This is a genomic window from Streptomyces sp. 5K101 (assembly GCF_046506645.1).
Lineage (GTDB): Bacteria > Actinomycetota > Actinomycetes > Streptomycetales > Streptomycetaceae > Streptomyces.
The window spans coordinates 405,274-422,406 of record NZ_JBKFFO010000001.1 but is presented as its reverse complement, the minus strand read 5'-3'; the positions used below and the strand labels follow the sequence as shown (position 1 = coordinate 422,406).

The 17,133-nt window shown below is 73.0% G+C and carries 12 protein-coding genes and 1 pseudogene; 2 read left to right on the top strand and 11 right to left on the bottom strand.

Translation table 11 applies throughout. The features are described 5' to 3' along the window. Positions 1-24: 24 nt before the first annotated feature. The 8 genes and pseudogenes from ACLB9X_RS01870 to ACLB9X_RS01835 all read right to left on the bottom strand — a co-directional run bounded on the left by ACLB9X_RS01870 (position 25) and on the right by ACLB9X_RS01835 (position 12,505). Positions 25-991, bottom strand: a pseudogene (locus tag ACLB9X_RS01870) (helix-turn-helix transcriptional regulator). Positions 992-1,010: 19 nt separating this feature from the next. After that, entirely contained in the window at positions 1,011-1,829 is an 819-nt protein-coding gene (locus ACLB9X_RS01865) for a MerR family transcriptional regulator (RefSeq protein WP_410358394.1), read from the bottom strand. 130 nt (positions 1,830-1,959) lie between these two features. Next, a complete protein-coding gene (gene aceE, locus ACLB9X_RS01860) occupies positions 1,960-4,626 on the bottom strand; it encodes a pyruvate dehydrogenase (acetyl-transferring), homodimeric type (protein ID WP_410358393.1) in 2,667 nt (888 codons plus the stop codon). Positions 4,627-5,429: 803 nt separating this feature from the next. Next, the gene (locus tag ACLB9X_RS01855) at positions 5,430-6,053 is read right to left on the bottom strand and encodes a GntR family transcriptional regulator (protein ID WP_307715874.1); all 624 of its coding nucleotides are present in this window, start codon (positions 6,051-6,053) and stop codon (positions 5,430-5,432) included. Positions 6,054-6,153: 100 nt separating this feature from the next. Then, positions 6,154-7,938, bottom strand: coding sequence for a 2-oxoglutarate dehydrogenase, E2 component, dihydrolipoamide succinyltransferase (sucB, locus tag ACLB9X_RS01850; RefSeq protein ID WP_410358392.1), 1,785 nt, complete (start codon positions 7,936-7,938; stop codon positions 6,154-6,156). Between the two features lie 90 nt (positions 7,939-8,028). Next, the gene (gene lpdA / locus ACLB9X_RS01845; RefSeq protein WP_410358391.1) at positions 8,029-9,417 is read right to left on the bottom strand and encodes a dihydrolipoyl dehydrogenase; all 1,389 of its coding nucleotides are present in this window, start codon (positions 9,415-9,417) and stop codon (positions 8,029-8,031) included. A 506-nt stretch (positions 9,418-9,923) separates the two neighbouring features. Beyond that, positions 9,924-11,435: a leucyl aminopeptidase gene (locus tag ACLB9X_RS01840; RefSeq protein ID WP_410358390.1), complete on the bottom strand. Its 1,512-nt coding sequence runs from the start codon at positions 11,433-11,435 to the stop codon at positions 9,924-9,926. A 281-nt stretch (positions 11,436-11,716) separates the two neighbouring features. Continuing rightward, positions 11,717-12,505: an adenosylcobinamide-GDP ribazoletransferase gene (locus ACLB9X_RS01835; RefSeq protein WP_410358389.1), complete on the bottom strand. Its 789-nt coding sequence runs from the start codon at positions 12,503-12,505 to the stop codon at positions 11,717-11,719. Between the two features lie 67 nt (positions 12,506-12,572). Between ACLB9X_RS01835 and ACLB9X_RS01830 the strand changes: the two genes are divergently transcribed. After that, complete coding sequence (locus tag ACLB9X_RS01830; protein WP_410358388.1) at positions 12,573-13,328, top strand: hypothetical protein; 756 nt, start codon at positions 12,573-12,575, stop codon at positions 13,326-13,328. Here ACLB9X_RS01830 and ACLB9X_RS01825 read toward each other — a convergent pair. From ACLB9X_RS01825 to ACLB9X_RS01815, 3 genes are all read right to left on the bottom strand, one after another. Beyond that, positions 13,277-13,975 (bottom strand): hypothetical protein, encoded by a 699-nt coding sequence (locus ACLB9X_RS01825; protein ID WP_410358387.1) that lies wholly within the window; start codon positions 13,973-13,975, stop codon positions 13,277-13,279. The two genes, ACLB9X_RS01830 and ACLB9X_RS01825, sit on opposite strands and share 52 nt — an antisense overlap. 147 nt (positions 13,976-14,122) lie before the next feature. Continuing rightward, the gene (gene cobT / locus ACLB9X_RS01820; RefSeq protein WP_410358386.1) at positions 14,123-15,181 is read right to left on the bottom strand and encodes a nicotinate-nucleotide--dimethylbenzimidazole phosphoribosyltransferase; all 1,059 of its coding nucleotides are present in this window, start codon (positions 15,179-15,181) and stop codon (positions 14,123-14,125) included. A gap of 312 nt (positions 15,182-15,493) precedes the next feature. Further along, positions 15,494-16,693 (bottom strand): bifunctional adenosylcobinamide kinase/adenosylcobinamide-phosphate guanylyltransferase, encoded by a 1,200-nt coding sequence (locus ACLB9X_RS01815; RefSeq protein ID WP_410358385.1) that lies wholly within the window; start codon positions 16,691-16,693, stop codon positions 15,494-15,496. A gap of 91 nt (positions 16,694-16,784) precedes the next feature. Between ACLB9X_RS01815 and ACLB9X_RS01810 the strand changes: the two genes are divergently transcribed. Continuing rightward, positions 16,785-16,988 carry a hypothetical protein gene (locus tag ACLB9X_RS01810; protein ID WP_410358384.1) on the top strand — a complete coding sequence of 68 codons (204 nt, stop codon included), beginning with the start codon at positions 16,785-16,787 and terminating at the stop codon, positions 16,986-16,988. Positions 16,989-17,133: the final 145 nt, after the last annotated feature.

The following is a 17,133-nucleotide window of genomic DNA, read 5'->3' as shown; positions in this document are numbered from 1 at the left end:
CCGAGGCCCGGCGGCGCGGGGCCGTCAGGCGTACATGGCGCGCAGTGCCGCCGCCGTCGTCGTGAAGCGTTCTCGGAGCGTCGGCGGGCTCAGTACCTCCGCCTCCGCGCCCAGCGTCAGCAGTTGGGAGTACGCCACGTCCAGGGACTCCACCGGGAGCGTGAGCGTCACGCGGCCGCGGGCGTCCGGTGGCGGCGCGGAGGCCAGTGCCTCCTCCGCCGCCGCGCGGTCCGTCACGTACGGCAGGCGCTCCGTGCCCGCCTCCGTCACCCGCACCACCACCTCCGCGCGAAGGATGGAGCGCGCGAACTCGGCCGCGCGCTCCGCCCAGAAGCCGGGCAGGTCGAAGCCCTCGTCCCGTGCGAAGACCTCCCCGTCCGCCTCCGCCGCCGAGAACCGGTCGATCCGGTAGACCCGGAACGTCCCCTCCGCGCGGGCGCACAAGTACCAGACGCCCGCCTTCAGCACGAGACCGTACGGCTCCAGCTCCCGCTCCACCTCGGTGTCCAGGCGGCGGTACGACGCCCGGATCCGGCGGTCCGCCCACACCGCCTCCGCGATCACCGGCAGCAGCTCCGGCGTCCGCGGCTCCTGGTACCACCCGGGCGCGTCCAGATGGAACCGCTGCGCCGCCGAGTGCGGGGCGTCCTGCAGCGACGGGAGCAGCGCCGCCGACACCTTCAGACGCGCCGCGGAGGCCGCGTCCTGAAGGCCCATGTCCCGCAACGCCCCCGGCAGTCCGGACAGGAACAGCGCCTCGGCCTCGTCGCGCCCGAGGCCGGTCAGCCGGGTGCGGTACCCGCCGATCAGCCGGTACCCCCCCGCTCCGGCCCCGGTCCGCGTAGACCGGCACCCCCGCCTCGGAGAGCGCGAGCGCGTCCCGCGTCACGGTCCGCTCGGACACCTCCAGCTCACGTGCCAGCTCGGCCCCGGTCATGGAGGACCTCGCCTGCAACAGCAGCACCATCTTGATCAGCCGGGCAGCGCGCATGGAGGCATTGTCGCTCAGCTCAGGCCAACGGCTCCTGGAGCTCCGTCACCCACTTCTCCCTGTCCGGCGGGCACTCCAGGTAGACCTCCCGGGCGTATCCCACCGAGCGGTGCCCGCCCGCCTCGATCCACTGCGCCAGGTTCTGCGCGGTCGGCACGATCGCGTCCATCGGACCGTGGTGCACGATCGTCGCCGCCCGCTCGACGGCGGGCAGATCGACGACCGCGAAGTCCGGGCCGGGCGCCTGGCCGGCCGCTACGGTGCACCCCGCGTGCACCAGGATCGCGCCGTCGCCCTCGGGCGCGTCCTCGTAGTACGCGACACCGGGACCGGTCGGAGTGACGCCCGCCGCCTTCAGGCGGCGGAAGAGCTCGTCGTGAAGCGGGCCGATCACGGGCCCGATGTGCTCCGGCCCGTAACCGGCGGCGACGGCGGTCAGCTCGGCGACCCGCACCGCGGGAGTGCTCTTGATCATGACGTCCTGGGTGGGCATGCGGCCCTCGCTCTCGATCGACCGGAGCCTCGCCTCGACCTGCGCCAGCCGCGCGGCGGCCGCCACCATCGACGCCTCGAGCTCCGCCTGCCGCAGCTTGAGCATCCCGCGCAGCTCCTCCGTGCTCACGCGGTCCTCCAGGATCTCCCGCACCTGGTGCAGGGTGAAGCCGAGATCCTTGAGGGCGACGAGACGGTTGAGGCGGGCGAACTGGGCCGCGGAGTAGTAGCGGTAGCCGGTGAAGGGGTCGGTGTGCTCCGGTCGCAGCAGCCCGATGGCGTCGTAGTGGCGCAGCATGCGGGCCGACACACGGCCGTGCCGAGCGAAGTCTCCGATGGTGAACATGACGTCTCCCAGTGCACGGCTTCACATGGTGTCAGGGTCAAGCATGGGGTCGAGCAGGCACGACGCCCCCGGCGACCGCGGTCAGCGGTCGCCGGGGGCGTCGGCCGGAGCCTGCCCTACGGGCCCTGCCTCACAGCCCGTAGCGCTCCCGCGCCTCCTTCACCGCCGAGGCCGGGACCTCGCCGCGCCGGGCCAGCTGGGCCAGCGCCGCGACCGTGATCGACTGCGCGTCGACGCCGAAGTGCCGGCGCGCGCCCTCACGGGTGTCCGACAGACCGAAGCCGTCCGTGCCGAGCGACGACCAGTCCTGCTCGACCCACTGGCTGATCTGGTCGGGCACCTGCCGCATCCAGTCGGAGACGGCCAGCACCGGACCGGGAGCGCCCTCCAGCGCCTGGGTCACGTACGGCGTGCGCTGCTCGCCGCGCAGCAGGGCCTCGTCGGCCGCCAGCGCGTCGCGGCGCAGCTCGCCCCACGAGGTCGCGGACCACACGTCGGCGGCCACGTTCCAGTCGGCGGCCAGCAGCTCCTGGGCCTCCAGCGCCCAGTGGATGGCCGTACCGGAGGCGAGCAACTGCAGGCGCGGTGCGTCCGCTCCGGCCGAGCCCTCCTTGAAGCGGTACAGGCCCTTGACGATGCCCTCCTCGACGCCCTCCGGCATGGCGGGCTGCGGCTTGGGCTCGTTGTAGACCGTCAGGTAGTAGAAGACGTCCTCCGCGTCGGGGCCGTACATCCGGCGCAGACCGTCCTTGACGATCACCGCCACCTCGTACGCGAACGCCGGGTCGTAGTTCAGCGACGCCGGGTTCGTGGCGGCGATCAGGTGCGAGTGGCCGTCCGCGTGCTGGAGGCCCTCACCGGTCAGGGTCGTACGGCCCGCCGTCGCGCCCACGATGAAGCCCTTGCCGAGCTGGTCGGCGAGCTGCCACATCTGGTCGCCGGTCCGCTGCCAGCCGAACATCGAGTAGAAGATGTAGAACGGGATCATCGTCTCGCCGTGCGTCGCGTACGACGTCGCGGCGGCGATGAAGTCGGCCATGGCGCCGGCCTCGGTGATCCCCTCGTTGAGGATCTGGCCGTCCTTGGCCTCCTTGTAGTACATCAGCTGGTCGCGGTCGACCGGCTCGTACGTCTGGCCCAGCGGCGAGTAGATGCCCGCGGACGGGAACAGCGATTCCATGCCGAAGGTGCGGGCCTCGTCCGGGACGATCGGCACCCAGCGCCTGCCGGTCTCCTTGTCCCGCATCAGGTCCTTCATCAGCCGGACGAAGGCCATCGTCGTGGCCATCTCCTGCTTGCCGGAGCCCTTGTACAGGGCCTTGAAGGCGCGCTCCTCCGGCTGCGGCAGCGCCGCCGCGTGGACCCGGCGGGCCGGGGCGGGGCCGCCGAGGGCGGCGCGGCGCTCCTGGAGGTAGCGGACCTCGGGGGAGTCGGCGCCGGGGTGGCCGTACGGCACGAGGCCGTCGGCGAAGGCGCTGTCGGCGATCGGGAGCCCGAGCAGGTCGCGCATGCCCTTGAACTCGTCGATCGTCAGCTTCTTCATCTGGTGGTTGGCGTTCTTCGACTCGAAGCCCTTGCCGAGCGTGTAGCCCTTCACCGTCTGGGCGAGGATCACGGTCGGCGCGCCCTTGTGCTCGACGGCCGCCTTGTACGCCGCGTACACCTTGCGGGCCTCGTGGCCGCCGCGGGAGGTGTAGAAGCACTCGGCGATCTTGGCGTCGGTGAGCAGCCGGGCCAGCTCGACGAGCGCGGGCTCGGCGCCGAAGAAGTGCTCGCGGATGTACGCGACGTCGCGGGTCGCGTACGTCTGGAACTGCGCGTCCGGCACCTCGCGGAGGCGGCGGACCAGGGCGCCGGTGGTGTCGAGCTGGAACAGCTCGTCCCAGGCCGAGCCCCACAGCGACTTGACGACGTTCCAGCCGGCGCCGCGGAACTGGGCCTCCAGCTCCTGCACGATCTTGAAGTTGGCGCGGACCGGGCCGTCGAGACGCTGCAGGTTGCAGTTGATGACGAAGGTCAGGTTGTCCAGCCGCTCGCGGGAGGCGAGGGCGAGTGCCGCGGTCGACTCGGGCTCGTCCATCTCGCCGTCGCCGAGGAACGCCCAGACGTGGGACGCGGACGTGTCCTTGATCCCGCGGTTGTGGAGGTAGCGGTTGAAGCGCGCCTGATAGATCGCGGAGAGCGGGCCGAGGCCCATGGAGACCGTGGGGAACTCCCACAGCCAGGGCAGGCGGCGCGGGTGCGGGTAGGAGGGGAGGCCGTTGCCGCCCGCCTCCTGCCGGAAGTTGTCGAGCTGCTGCTCGCTCAGCCGGCCGTCGAGGAACGCGCGGGCGTAGATGCCGGGGGAGGCGTGGCCCTGGATGTAGAGCTGGTCGCCGGAGCCGTCGCTCTCCTTGCCGCGGAAGAAGTGGTTGAAGCCGGTCTCGTAGAGCCAGGCCGCGGAGGCGAAGGTGGCGATGTGGCCGCCGACACCGAAGCGGGAGCCGCGGGTCACCATGGCGGCCGCGTTCCAGCGGTTCCAGGCGGTGATGCGCGCCTCCATCTCCTCGTCGCCGTCGAACGCGGGCTCGGCGGAGGTGGGGATGGTGTTGACGTAGTCCGTCTCCAGCAGCCGGGGCAGGGCCACGCCCGCCTTCTCGGCGTGCTGCAGGGTGCGGCGCATCAGGTACGCGGCGCGGTGCGGGCCGGCGTGCTCCGCGACGGCGTCGAGGGACGCCGCCCACTCGGCGGTTTCCTCGGCGTCACGGTCCGGGAGCTGGTCGAGCTCACTCGGAAGCTTGCCTACGGGGTCGGTCATGATCGCCGCCTTCCGGACAGGAGGGGGGTGGAGATAAGGGGGTGCCGTGTCTGGCAGGACAGGGCGAGGGGTTGGTGAACCCGTCGTCGACTGTAAGTCTCTGATCGATGATCGATCAAAGCCTGGGGAGAAATTGGCATCCCGTGCCGCAAAAGTGGGCACGGGGTGCCGGTACGAATGCCCCCTTTCCGGGCGCGCCCGGTGCGCCGGGAGGCGTTGCGCCCCCACGCGCCCGGTGTGCCGGGGGGGGCGTTGCGCCCCCGGCGTCCCCGTGCCGGGGGCGCCCCGGTTGCCCCCTGTCCGGGGGTGGTGCCGGGGGCCGGGGCCTCCGGAGTGGGGTACCCGGACTGCTTTCCGGTTGCCGGGCGTTGCGGTATCTCACGACGCCTTACGTCCGGGCACCCCTCTCCTCCGACCCCGACCCCCTCCGGCCGGTACGGCAGTACCGGTTGGTGGTCGTCCCCGGGATGGCCTCGCTGCCCGTGGGGAGCGGGTGCCGGCAGTTGCCCGACCACGGCAACCCCGTCCGCCTCGCCAGGGGGAGGGACGCGCAGGGGTCGTGTTCGGGACGTAAGGCGTCGTGAGATACCGCGACGCAGGTTCGTGAAAGCAGTCCCGAATTCGAGCCCCGGAGCGGCCCGACGCTGTGGGTCCGGACGGGGCCGGGCCAGGGGAGCCCGGCCCGGGAGAGCGGGCGTCACGCGCCCCGACCGGGCCACGCCCGAGCGCATGACCTGGTCCACGCGCGGCTACGCGCACGGGGTCGGCCACGCCCGAGCGCGTAACCCGGTCCACGTCCTGGGCTACGCGCGCGGCGCGCAGCCCAGGACGTGGGACTTCACCAGCGTGCCGATCGACGGGTCGCGCCTGCGGAACGCCTCCACCAGCTCCTGGTGCTCCTCCGCGTACGACTTCTGTACCGTCCCCAGCCACCGGATGGACAGCGCGGTGAAGACCTCGATCCCCAGGCCCTCCCACGTGTGCAGGAGCACCTTGTTGGACGCGGCGCGCACCAGCTCGCGGTGGAACGCCACCGTGTGGCGGACCTGCGCCGCCGAGTCGCCCGTGCGGTCCGCCTCGTACAGCGCCGTGACGTGCGGTTCCAGGGCCGAGCAGTCGTCCGCCAGCCGCTCCGCGGCCAGTTCGGCCGCGATCTGCTCCAGGCCCGCCCGGACCGGGTAGCTCTCCTCCAGGTCGGCGGCCGTCAGATTCCGCACCCGTACACCCTTGTTGGGCGCCGACTCGATCAGCCGCAGCGACTCCAGCTCGCGCAGCGCCTCGCGCACCGGGGTCTGGGAGACCTCCAGCTCGGTCGCGATACGGCGCTCGACGATGCGCTCCCCGGGCTTCCAGCGGCCGCTGACGATCCCCTCCACGATGTGCTCGCGGATCTGATCGCGCAGCGAGTGGACGACGGGGACGGTCATGGAGCGCTCCTTAAAGCCGCGTCGACCTGTGACCCCTAGACAATACGGCGGCGCCCCCGCCGGAATGTACTCCCAGCGGGGGCGCCGTTCGTGAGGCTGGTTACAGACCGAGTTCGACCTCGAACTCGCCCGCCTCCAGGATCGCCTTGACAGCCGTCAGGTAGCGGGCGGCGTCGGCGCCGTCCACGAGACGGTGGTCGTAGGAGAGCGCGACGTACGTCATGTCGCGGACGGCGATCGTCTCGCCGAGGTCCGGGTGGTTCACGACCACCGGACGGCGGACCGTGGCGCCGATGCCCAGGATGGCGACCTGGTTCGGCGGCACGATGATCGTGTCGAACAGCGCACCGCGCGAACCGGTGTTGCTGATGGTGAAGGTCGCACCGGCGAGGTCGTCCGGCGTGATCTTGCTGGCGCGCACGGCGCCGGCGAGCTCGGCCGTCTTCTTCGCGATACCGGCGATGTTCAGGTCGCCCGCACCCTTGATGACCGGCGTCATCAGACCCTTCTCGGAGTCCACGGCGATGCCGATGTTCTCCGAGTCGAAGTACGTGATGGTGCCCTCGTCCTCGTTGATCCGGGCGTTGATGACCGGGTGGGCCTTCAGCGCCTGGGCCGCGGCCTTGACGAAGAACGGCATCGGGGAGAGCTTGACGCCCTCGCGCGCCGCGAACGCGTCCTTGGCCCGGGCGCGCAGCTTCATCAGCTTGGTGATGTCGACTTCGACGACCGAGGTCAGCTGGGCCTGGCCGTGCAGCGCCTTCATCATGTTGTCGCCGATGACCTTGCGCATGCGGGTCATCTTGACGGTCTGACCGCGCAGCGGGGACACCTCGAGCTTCGGAGCCTGCGGCGCGGCCGGAGCGGCAGCGGCGGCGGGCGCCGGGACGGCGGCCTTGGTGGCCTCCGCGGCGGCGATGACGTCCTGCTTGCGGATACGGCCGCCGACGCCGGTGCCCTTGACGGTGCCGAGGTCGACGCCGTTCTCGGCGGCGAGCTTGCGGACCAGCGGGGTGACGTACGCGTCGCTCGCCTCGACGGCGGCGGGCGCCGGAGCCGGAGCCGGGGCGGGTGCCGGGGCAGGCGCGGGAGCCGGGGCCGCGGGGGCGGCCGGGGCAGCGGCGGCGGGCGCCGGAGCCGGAGCCGGGGCGGGTGCCGGGGCAGGCGCGGGAGCCGGGGCCGCGGGGGCGGCCGGGGCAGCGGCGGCGGGAGCCGGAGCCGGAGCGGCGGGAGCCGGGGCCGCGGCCGGAGCCGCACCCGGAGCGCCGATGACGGCCAGCTTGGCGCCGACCTCGGCGGTCTCGTCCTCGCCGACCACGATCTCCAGCAGCACACCGGAAGCCGGGGCCGGGATCTCGGTGTCGACCTTGTCGGTGGAGACCTCGAGCAGGGGCTCGTCCTCCGTGACCTCCTCGCCGACCTCCTTCAGCCAGCGGGTGACGGTGCCCTCGGTGACGCTCTCGCCGAGCGCGGGGAGGACGACGTCGGTGCCGGCGGCGGAACCGCCACCGGACGCGGCCTCGGCCGTCGGGGCCGGAGCCGGAGCGGCGACCTCGGTGGACGGGGCGGCCTGCGGGGCCTCCTGGGCGGGGGCCGGGGCCGGGGCCTCGGCGGCGGCCGGGGCCGGGGCGGCAGCAGGCACGCCCGTGCCGTCGTCGATGACGGCCAGCTCGGCGCCGACCTCGACGGTCTCGTCCTCGGCGACCTTGATGGAGGCCAGCACACCGGCGGCCGGGGCCGGGATCTCGGTGTCGACCTTGTCGGTGGAGACCTCGAGCAGCGGCTCGTCGGCCTCGACGCGCTCGCCCTCGGCCTTCAGCCAGCGGGTGACGGTGCCTTCGGTGACGCTCTCGCCGAGCGCCGGAAGGGTTACGGAAACCGCCATGGTTTCAGTTGCTCCTTACGGTGGGGCCTCCCCGGCTCGTGCGAAGCACGAGCGAGGGAAGGTGCGGAAGTGTCGTCGCGCCCGGACTGATCAGTCGTGGGAGTGCAGCGGCTTGCCGGCCAGGGCCAGATGGGCCTCGCCGAGGGCCTCGTTCTGCGTCGGGTGCGCGTGGATGAGCTGCGCGACCTCGGCCGGCAGAGCCTCCCAGTTGTAGATCAGCTGCGCTTCGCCGACCTGCTCGCCCATACGGTCACCGACCATGTGGACGCCGACCACGGCACCGTCCTTGACCTGGACGAGCTTGATCTCGCCCGCGGTCTTGAGGATCTTGCTCTTGCCGTTGCCCGCGAGGTTGTACTTCAGGGCGACGACCTTGTCCGCACCGTAGATCTCCTTGGCCTTGGCCTCGGTGATGCCGACGGAGGCGACCTCGGGGTGGCAGTACGTCACCCGCGGCACGCCGTCGTAGTCGATCGGAACGGTCTTGAGACCGGCCAGCCGCTCCGCCACCAGGATGCCCTCGGCGAAGCCGACGTGCGCGAGCTGGAGCGTCGGGACCAGGTCGCCGACCGCGGAGATGGTGGGCACGTTGGTCTGCATGTACTCGTCGACCAGGACGTAGCCGCGGTCCATCGCGACGCCCTGCTCCTCGTAGCCGAGACCGGCCGAGACCGGGCCGCGGCCGATGGCGACCAAGAGCACCTCGGCCTCGAAGGTCTTGCCGTCCGCGAGGGTGACGCGCACACCGGTCTCGGTGTACTCGGCCTTCTCGAAGAAGGTGCCGAGGTTGAACTTGATGCCGCGCTTGCGGAACGCGCGCTCAAGAAGCTTCGAAGAGTTCTCGTCCTCGACCGGGACCAGGTGCTTGAGGCCCTCGATGACGGTGACGTCGGTGCCGAAGGACTTCCACGCCGAGGCGAACTCGACGCCGATGACGCCGCCGCCCAGGATGATCGCGGACTGCGGGACGCGGTCCAGCTTGAGGGCGTGGTCCGAGGAGATGATGCGGTTGCCGTCGATGTCCAGACCGGGCAGCGACTTCGGCACGGAGCCGGTCGCCAGCAGGACGTGGCGGCCCTGGATGCGCTGGCCGTTGACGTCGACGGAGGTGGGGGAGGACAGGCGGCCCTCACCCTCGATGTAGGTCACCTTGCGGGAGGCGACGAGACCCTGCAGGCCCTTGTACAGGCCGGAGATCACGTCGTCCTTGTACTTGTGGACACCGGCGATGTCGATCCCCTCGAACGAGGTCTTGACACCGAACTGCTCGGCCTCGCGAGCCTGGTCGGCGATCTCACCGGCGTGCAGCAGAGCCTTGGTGGGGATGCATCCGTTGTGCAGGCAGGTGCCGCCGAGCTTGTTCTTTTCGATCAGTGCGACGTCCAGGCCCAGCTGAGCTCCGCGCAGCGCCGCAGCGTAACCGCCGCTACCACCGCCGAGGATCACTAGGTCGAAAACGGTGCTGGCGTCGTTCGCCACGTCACGTCCTCCATGCATGTGCGCCGTTCGCCGTCGTCGATGACGGGCGGCGGCTGGTGTTCGGCCGCTTAGTCTTCGGCCCTGTGGTGGGGGCCCTGTCCTGCCGAGAACCCATCTTCGCACTTGTCGACGGGCTGCGGGACGCGGGGCCGGAGGTTGAGATGGTGAGCTTGAGCGCGTTTTGCGGTTACCGGGGGGTAGGGGGTGGTGCGCTGGGCGGGCTCTTCCCCCACCCCGCCCCTTCCCTCAACCGGGCTCCGCCCGGCCCCGGCACCGCGCTTCGCGCGATGCCCTCGCATCAGCCCGGATCGATCCGGGACCTGGGGACAGCACCCCCAGCAAGCACCCCGCGTCAGCCCGGGTCGATGCGGGATCCCGGGGTCCCGGGAAACGCCCCGCGTCAGCCCGAGTCGATGCGGGGCCCCGGGGCAGCCTCCCCGGAGACGTCCCGCGTCAGCCCGAGTCGATGCGGGGCCCCGGGGCAGCGCCCCCGGAGACGTCCCGCGTCAGCCCAGGTCGCCGGATGCCGTGCGTTCCGCCAGCTTGACCAGCGTGCGGACCGCCGAGCCCGTGCCGCCCTTGGGTGTGTAGCCGTACGGCGCGCCCTCGTGGAAGGCCGGGCCCGCGATGTCCAGGTGCGCCCAGGTGATGCCCTCGCCCACGAACTCCTTCAGGAAGAGGCCGGCGACCAGGCCGCCGCCCATCCGCTCGCCCATGTTGGCGATGTCGGCGGTCGGCGAGTCCATGCCCTTGCGCAGGTCGGCGGGGAGCGGCATCGGCCAGGACGCCTCGCCGACCTCCTCGGCGATCTCGTGGACGGCGGTCCGGAAGGCGTCGTCGTTCGCCATGATGCCGAACGTACGGTTGCCCAGCGCCAGCACCATCGCACCGGTCAGCGTCGCCACGTCGACGATCGCGTCCGGCTTCTCCTCCGACGCCTTCGTCAGCGCGTCGGCGAGCACCAGGCGGCCCTCGGCGTCGGTGTTGAGCACCTCGACCGTCTTGCCGCTGTACATGCGCAGCACGTCACCGGGACGGGTGGCCGAGCCGGACGGCATGTTCTCGGCGAGCGCCAGCCAGGCGGTGACGTTGACCGCGAGGCCCAGGCGGGCGGCCGCGACGACGGCGGCGAACACCGCGGCGGCGCCGCTCATGTCGCACTTCATCGTCTCGTTGTGGCCGGCCGGCTTCAGGGAGATGCCGCCCGAGTCGTACGTGATGCCCTTGCCGACCAGGGCCAGGTGCTTGGCGCCCTTGGAGTGCGTGTAGGACAGCTTCACCAGGCGCGGCGGGTTCTGCGAGCCCTGGCCGACGCCCAGGATGCCGCCGAAGCCGCCCTTGACCAGCGCCTTCTCGTCGAGTACCTGCACCTTGATGCCGTGCTCCTTGCCCGCGTCGGCGGCGATGGCGGCGAAGGACTCGGGGGTGAGGTCGTTCGGCGGGGTGTTGATCAGGTCGCGGGCGCGGTTGATCTCCTCGGTGAGGGCGATCGCGCGCTCGGCGGCGGCCTTGAACGCCTTGTCGCGCGGCTTCGCGCCGAGCAGCGCCACCTCGGCCAGCGGCTTCTTACCGTGCTTGCCGTTCTCCTGGTAGGCGGTGAACGCGTACGCGCCCAGCAGCGCGCCCTCGGCGATGGCCTCCGCGTCCTCGACCGCCTCTATGGGCAGCGCGAAGGCGGCCTTCTTCGAGCCGGTCAGCGCACGGGCCGCGCTGCCGGCGGCACGGCGCAGCGCCTCGGTCTCGTACGGCTTGTCCTGCTCGGGAGCCGAGCCGAGTCCGACCGCCAGGACGACCGGCGACTTGATGCCGGTGGGGGCGGGGAGCTTGGTCACCTCGCCCTCGGCACCACTCGCGCCGAGGGTCTCCAGGACGCTGGCGAGCTTGCCGTCGAACGCCTGGTCCACGGCCTCCGCGCCCGGTGCGACCACCGGGCCCTTGGCCCCCTTGGCGACACCGACGACGACGGCGTCGGCGCGCAGCGTCGCCGCGCCGGCAGTGCTGAGAGTGAGAGCAGTCACGGTGGTGAAATCTCGCTTCCGTTGAGTTCCGAGGCCGCAGCGGCCGTACAGGGGGATGGATCGGCATCCCCACGCCGGGGAAGAGCCTACGCGCGCTCGCATGTCCCGCTCACGGCGGCGGCTGTTCACTCGTTTGTGGTGTCTCTTTCAGGTGACGGAGGAGCGGTACGCCAAGGTTCCCCGGTCCCGCCCCGAGCCGCCCGGTCCGCGCGCCGACCGATGCACCGCGTCGTCCCGTGGCACCGGCGCCCGCGGCTCCCGCACGCGCCTGCATCCTCCGCCTACCGGCCGAGCTGATGACCCAGCGTCAGTACGATCAGCGTGGTCGTCGCCGCGGTCTCCGCCAGGGCCCCGAATACGTCGCCGGTCACCCCGCCGAAGCGGCGCACGCAGTGCCGCAGCAGCACCTGCGCCGCGGCCAGCGCCGCGAGGACCGCGAGCGCCGCGTGCGGGGCGCCGTACGGGCCGGTCAACGCGCCCGCGCCCGCCGCACACCCCGTCGCCAGCGCCGCCACCGCGAACGCGAGGCGTGCGGGGACGGACCCCGCGACCGCCGCGCCGAGGCCGTCCGGCCGCGCGGCCGGGACGCCCGTACGCGACGCGAGGGTCAGGGCCAGGCGGGCCGTGACCGCCGACAGGACCGCCCCGCCCGCCCCCAGCATCCAGCCCTGCGCGTACAGCCCGCTCAGCGCCGCGACCTGTGCCAGCAGTACGAACAGCAGGGTGATGACACCGAACGGACCGACGTCCGACTGCTTCATGATCCGCAGCGCGTCCTCGGCGGGCTTCCCGCTGCCCAGGCCGTCCGCCGTGTCGGCCAGCCCGTCCAGGTGCAGCCCGCGGGTGAGCACTGCCGGGACGGCGGCCGTGGCCACGGCGGCGAGCAGCGGCCCCGAGCCGAGCAGGAGCAGGACGCCGCCGAGCGCTGCCGCGCACAGGCCGACGACCAGGCCGGCGAGCGGCGCGCACAGCATTCCGGAGCGGGCGGCGTCACGGTCCCAGCGGGGCACCCGCACGGGGAGCACGGTCAGCGTGCCGAAGGCGAAACGCACGCCATGCAGAGCAGTCACCGCGCGAGAGTAGCCCGCCGCCTGCGAAGCTGAATCGCCCATAACGCGCGAACCGGAAGCGGGTGGCATGGGTCACTGGTTCTATGGCGAATTCGTCGAGCCGGGAAAGCTCCCGATGCTGCTCGCGCTGGCCTCGTTCGTGCTCACGTTTCTCGTCACGCGCACGGTGACCCGGATGATCCGCGCGGGCCGCGGGCCGTTCCGGAACGTCGCTCCGGGGGGCATGCACATCCACCACGTCGTGCCCGGCGTCATCCTCGCCGTGGTCGGCGGGTTCGTGTCCCTCGGCGGTGACCGGCGCAGCGTCGTCGCGTGCGTCGGCGCCGTCGTCTTCGGGACGGGCGTGGGTCTCGTGCTCGACGAGTTCGCGCTCATCCTCCACCTCGCCGACGTCTACTGGACCGAACAGGGCCGCCAGAGCGTCGAGGTCGTCGTGCTCACCGCCGCCCTCGCCCTCCTCGTGCTCTCCGGATCGTCGCCCCTCGGCGTCGACGGCCTCACGCCGGAGGAACGGGAGAACCGCGCCGTACTGATCCTCACTCTCGCCGGCAACTTCCTGCTGGTCGTCGTCGCCCTGTGCAAGGGCAAGCTGCGGATGGCCGTGATCGGTGTCCTCGTCCCGTTCGTCGCCCTGGTCGGTGCGGTACGGCTCGCCCGGCCCGGCTCACCGTGGGCCCGCCGCGCCTACCGCCGCAGGCCCCGGGCGCGTGCCCGGTCCCTGCTGCGCGCCACCCGGCACGACCGGCGCTGGGGCGGAGTGCGGCGGCGGTTTCAGGACCTGATCGGCGGCGCGCCCGACCGGCCGGCGACCCCCGGCCGCTGACGGCGCCGCCGCAGCACCGCGTCCGCCACGCACACCACCAGCACCGCGCCGATCGCCGCCAGGTGCTCCCTGCCCGCCAGATTCGGCTTGACGACCACCTCGACGATCATCGCCACGACCACCAGACCCGCCGTGACCCACGCCCGGTAGCGGTAGCAGACGAACACCGCGAGCCCGACCACCGCCGCCGACGGACCCGTGTCGACGATCCGCGCGTCCGCGGCGGGCAGCCCGAACGGCCCCTCCGGGCCCACCGCGACGCCGATCCGCGCGTACGTCGTCCCGGCCAGCGTCGACACGTACGCGATCACCAGCGTGCGCCACCGCCCAAGAGTCAGCTCCGCGATACCGAACACCAGCAGGATCTGCGCCAGCGCACCCCACACCGGCAGGTCCAGCGCCGGTACGAACAGCGACAGCGGCGTACGCAGCAGGGCGAGCCACAGCGGGTCCTCGGCGCGGACGAAGCCGATGTCGTGGACCAGCCGCAGGCCCTGCGGCCGGTGTTGGAGCAGGTAGAAGAAGGCGGTCAGCCCGACGGAGACGAGGGTGAGCGGGAGCGTCCGCCACCGCCTCTGGCCGAGTGCGGCACGGACCGTCGCGTACAGGGCGCCCCACTCACGGCGCGCGAACGCGGACACGAGCATGAATCGCGGCTCCCGGATCGGTCGGTGCGTGGCGTGAGGCCCGGCACCGGTTCCGCACCGAGCCTCGCGCCCCGTTCCAAGACCGCCCCGGGAACCGCGAAGTTGAGCGACACCGGAGTGATCCCGCTCTCTCCGGCGTCCGGTCCGTCAGCCCTTCTCGGCCGCCCGCTCGGGGAGCTCCGCCGCGAACGCGGCGGCCGCCTGGACCAAGGGGAGCGCGAGCAGCGCCCCCGTCCCCTCGCCGACGGTGACGCCGTGGTCGAGCAGCGGGGTGAGCGCCAGCCGGTCCAGCGCCTTGGCCTGCGCCGGCTCGCCGCTGAGCTGGCCCGCGAGCCACCAGTCCGGCGAACGGAACGCGGCGCGCTGGCCCACGAGACCGCAGGCCGCCGCCACGACGCCGTCGAGGACGACCGGCATCCGGCGCACCGCGCACTGCAGGAGGAAACCGGTCATCGCGGCCAGGTCGGCGCCGCCGACGGTCGCGAGCAGTTCCAGCTGGTCGCCCAGCACCGGCCGTGCCCGGCGCAGCGCGTCGCGGATCGCCGCGCACTTGCGCATCCAGGCCAGATCGTCGATCCCGGCCCCGCCGCGCCCGGTGACCACGGACGCGTCCGTGCCGCACAACGCGGCGATGAGGGTGGCGGCGGCCGTGGTGCCGCCGACGCTGAGGTCGCCGAGGACGACCAGGTCGGTGCCGGAGTCGGCCTCCTCATCGGCGATCGCCATGCCGAGGCGCACGGCCTGCTCGGCCTCCTCGACGGTCAGCGCGTCCTCGATGTCGATACGTCCGCTGCCGCGCCGCACCCGGTGCTTCACGACGTCCTCGGGCAGCAGCCCGGGATCGCAGTCCAGACCGGCGTCGACGATCCGCACCGGCACCCCGGAGCGGCGGGCGAGCACGGCGACGGGGCGCGCGCCCTCCAGCACGGCCCGCACCAGCTCGTGCGCGGTCCCGGACTGCCGCCCGGACACGCCCAGTTCGGCGACGCCGTGGTCACCGGCGAACAGCACGACGCGCGGCTGCTCGATGGCCCTGACGGGGACGGCGGCCTGCGCGGCCGCGAGCCACTCACCCAGCTCGTCGAGCCGCCCCAGCGAACCGGGCGGCACGACCAGCCGCTCCCGCCGTTCCTCGGCGTCGCGCCGGATGCCGCTGTCGGGGCGCTCGATCAGATCGGAGAAGTCGTCGAGATTCAGCCTGCTCATTCGCCGAACAGTACCGTTCCCCCACCCCGCCCTCCCCCCTGCCCGGGGGCACTGCCCGCACGGTCCGAGCGGCGCCCGGTTCGGGGGCACTTCAAGCCTCGCCGACGCTTGAGGCGCGGGTCCGGGACAAGGCCCCGTGGAACGCGCGACGCGCGATGCGGGCGGTGCCCGGTTCGGGGGCATCTCAAGCCTCGCCGGCGTTTGAGGCGCGGGGGTCCGGGGGCGGAGCCCCCGAATACCGCGCGAAGCGCGGTGCCGGGTCCGGGCGGAGCCCGGTTCGGGGAGGGGCGGGGTGGGGAAACGGCCCGCCCCTCACCCCCGCAGAGCCAGCGCCTGCCCCGCCACCACCAACAACACGTGCTCGCACTCCTCGGCGAACGCCGCATTCAGGCGGCCCAGTTCGTCGCGGAAGCGGCGGCCCGACGACGTCGCCGGGACCACCCCCGAGCCCACCTCGTTCGTGACCGCCACCACCGTCCGGCTCGTCTCCCGCACCGCGGCCACCAGTTCGGCCGTCCGCGCGCGCAGCGCCCGCTCCCCGTGCGCCGCCCACTTCGCGTCGTCCCACGCCTCCGCCCGGTCCATCGCGTCGGTCAGCCACAGCGACAGGCAGTCGATCAGCAGCGGCGGCCCGTCCTCGCCGAGGAGCGGCACCAGGTCGCACGTCTCGGTCGTACGCCACGAACCCGGCCGCCGCTCCCGGTGCGCGGCCACCCGCGCCGCCCACTCGGCGTCACCGTCGCGGCGCCCGCCGGTCGCGACGTACAGCACGTCCGGGAACGCCTCCAGCCGCCGTTCCGCCTCCAGCGACTTGCCCGAACGCGCCCCGCCGGTCACCAGCGTGCGCCGGGGCACGTCCGGGACCGCGTGGTACTCGCCGACGATCAGCGTCGTCCCGTCCGGCACCGCCCGCGCGCCCGCGGCCGCCAGCCGCCGCGCCAGCTCGGGACCGCCCGGCACGTCGTGGTCGAGATGCACGGCAATCACATCGGTCGTGGACCCGATCGCGCCGGCGGCCCGCAGCCGCGCCACCCCGTCGGGCCGCCCGACGACGTCCGCGACGACCATCTCGTAGGCAGCGAGCCTCTCGGCCAGACCGGCCGGCGCCGCGCCCGGCGGCAGGTACAGCAGCCGCTCGCCCTCCGGCGACGTCACCTCGTACCCGGTGCCGGGATGGTCCACCGACACCGCCCGCACCCGGTGACCGCTGATCAGCGTCAGCTCCCGCCCGTCCGGGACCCGGCCCGCCGCCGGCAGCCCGGCAGGGAGGTCGACGGCGGGCCCGTCGTGCGGGTGGGTCAGCAGCACCTGGCGTACGCCGACGAGCGAATGGCCCGCCCGTGCCGCCGCCAGCGCGGCGCCCGGCGTGAGGTCGAGCAGCAGCGCGCCGTCCACGAGCAGGGCGGTGGCGGCCCGTGCCTCGGTACCGCGCGCGGTCGCACAGACGGCACAGGGGCAGTCGGGACGGGGTAGTCCGGCGGGCGCGCCGGTGCCGAGCAGAGTCAGTTCCACGCCCCTGATCCTCCCGCGTCCCCGCGGCGACTGCGCGCCCGGCTACGCTGCGGGCAGCAAACTGATCAGCTGCCAGGACCCGGAGGCGCACATGGCATGGACGTGGCGGTTCGAGAAGTCCGACGGTACGGAGGTGCAGCCGGCCGTGGAGCCGGAGGAGTTCACCACCCAGGGCGACGCCGAGTCGTGGATCGGCGAGCACTGGAAGGAACTCCAGGAGGGCGGGGCGGACCAGGTGGTGCTGTCGGAGGACGGGTCGGAGATCTACGGCCCCATGAGCCTCCACGCGTCGTAGTCCCGAGCGGACGGCGCACCCGGGCCACGCCGAGGGCGTGGCCCGGCCCACGCTTCCAGCCGCGACAGCTCGCCCGCACCCCCGCCCGCGACGCCCCCCGCCCCGCCGCCGACGCGCGCGCCCCACCCCGCGACGCCCGCGCCCC

Coding starts and splice junctions, on each gene's coding strand:
- ACLB9X_RS01810 (WP_410358384.1), top strand. CDS start 16,785: ATGGCATGGACGTGGCGGTTCGAGAAGTCCGACGGTACGGAGGTGCAG.
- ACLB9X_RS01825 (WP_410358387.1), bottom strand. CDS start 13,975: ATGCTCGTGTCCGCGTTCGCGCGCCGTGAGTGGGGCGCCCTGTACGCG.
- ACLB9X_RS01865 (WP_410358394.1), bottom strand. CDS start 1,829: ATGTTCACCATCGGAGACTTCGCTCGGCACGGCCGTGTGTCGGCCCGC.
- sucB (WP_410358392.1), bottom strand. CDS start 7,938: ATGGCGGTTTCCGTAACCCTTCCGGCGCTCGGCGAGAGCGTCACCGAA.
- ACLB9X_RS01830 (WP_410358388.1), top strand. CDS start 12,573: ATGGGTCACTGGTTCTATGGCGAATTCGTCGAGCCGGGAAAGCTCCCG.
- aceE (WP_410358393.1), bottom strand. CDS start 4,626: ATGACCGACCCCGTAGGCAAGCTTCCGAGTGAGCTCGACCAGCTCCCG.
- ACLB9X_RS01855 (WP_307715874.1), bottom strand. CDS start 6,053: ATGACCGTCCCCGTCGTCCACTCGCTGCGCGATCAGATCCGCGAGCAC.
- cobT (WP_410358386.1), bottom strand. CDS start 15,181: ATGAGCAGGCTGAATCTCGACGACTTCTCCGATCTGATCGAGCGCCCC.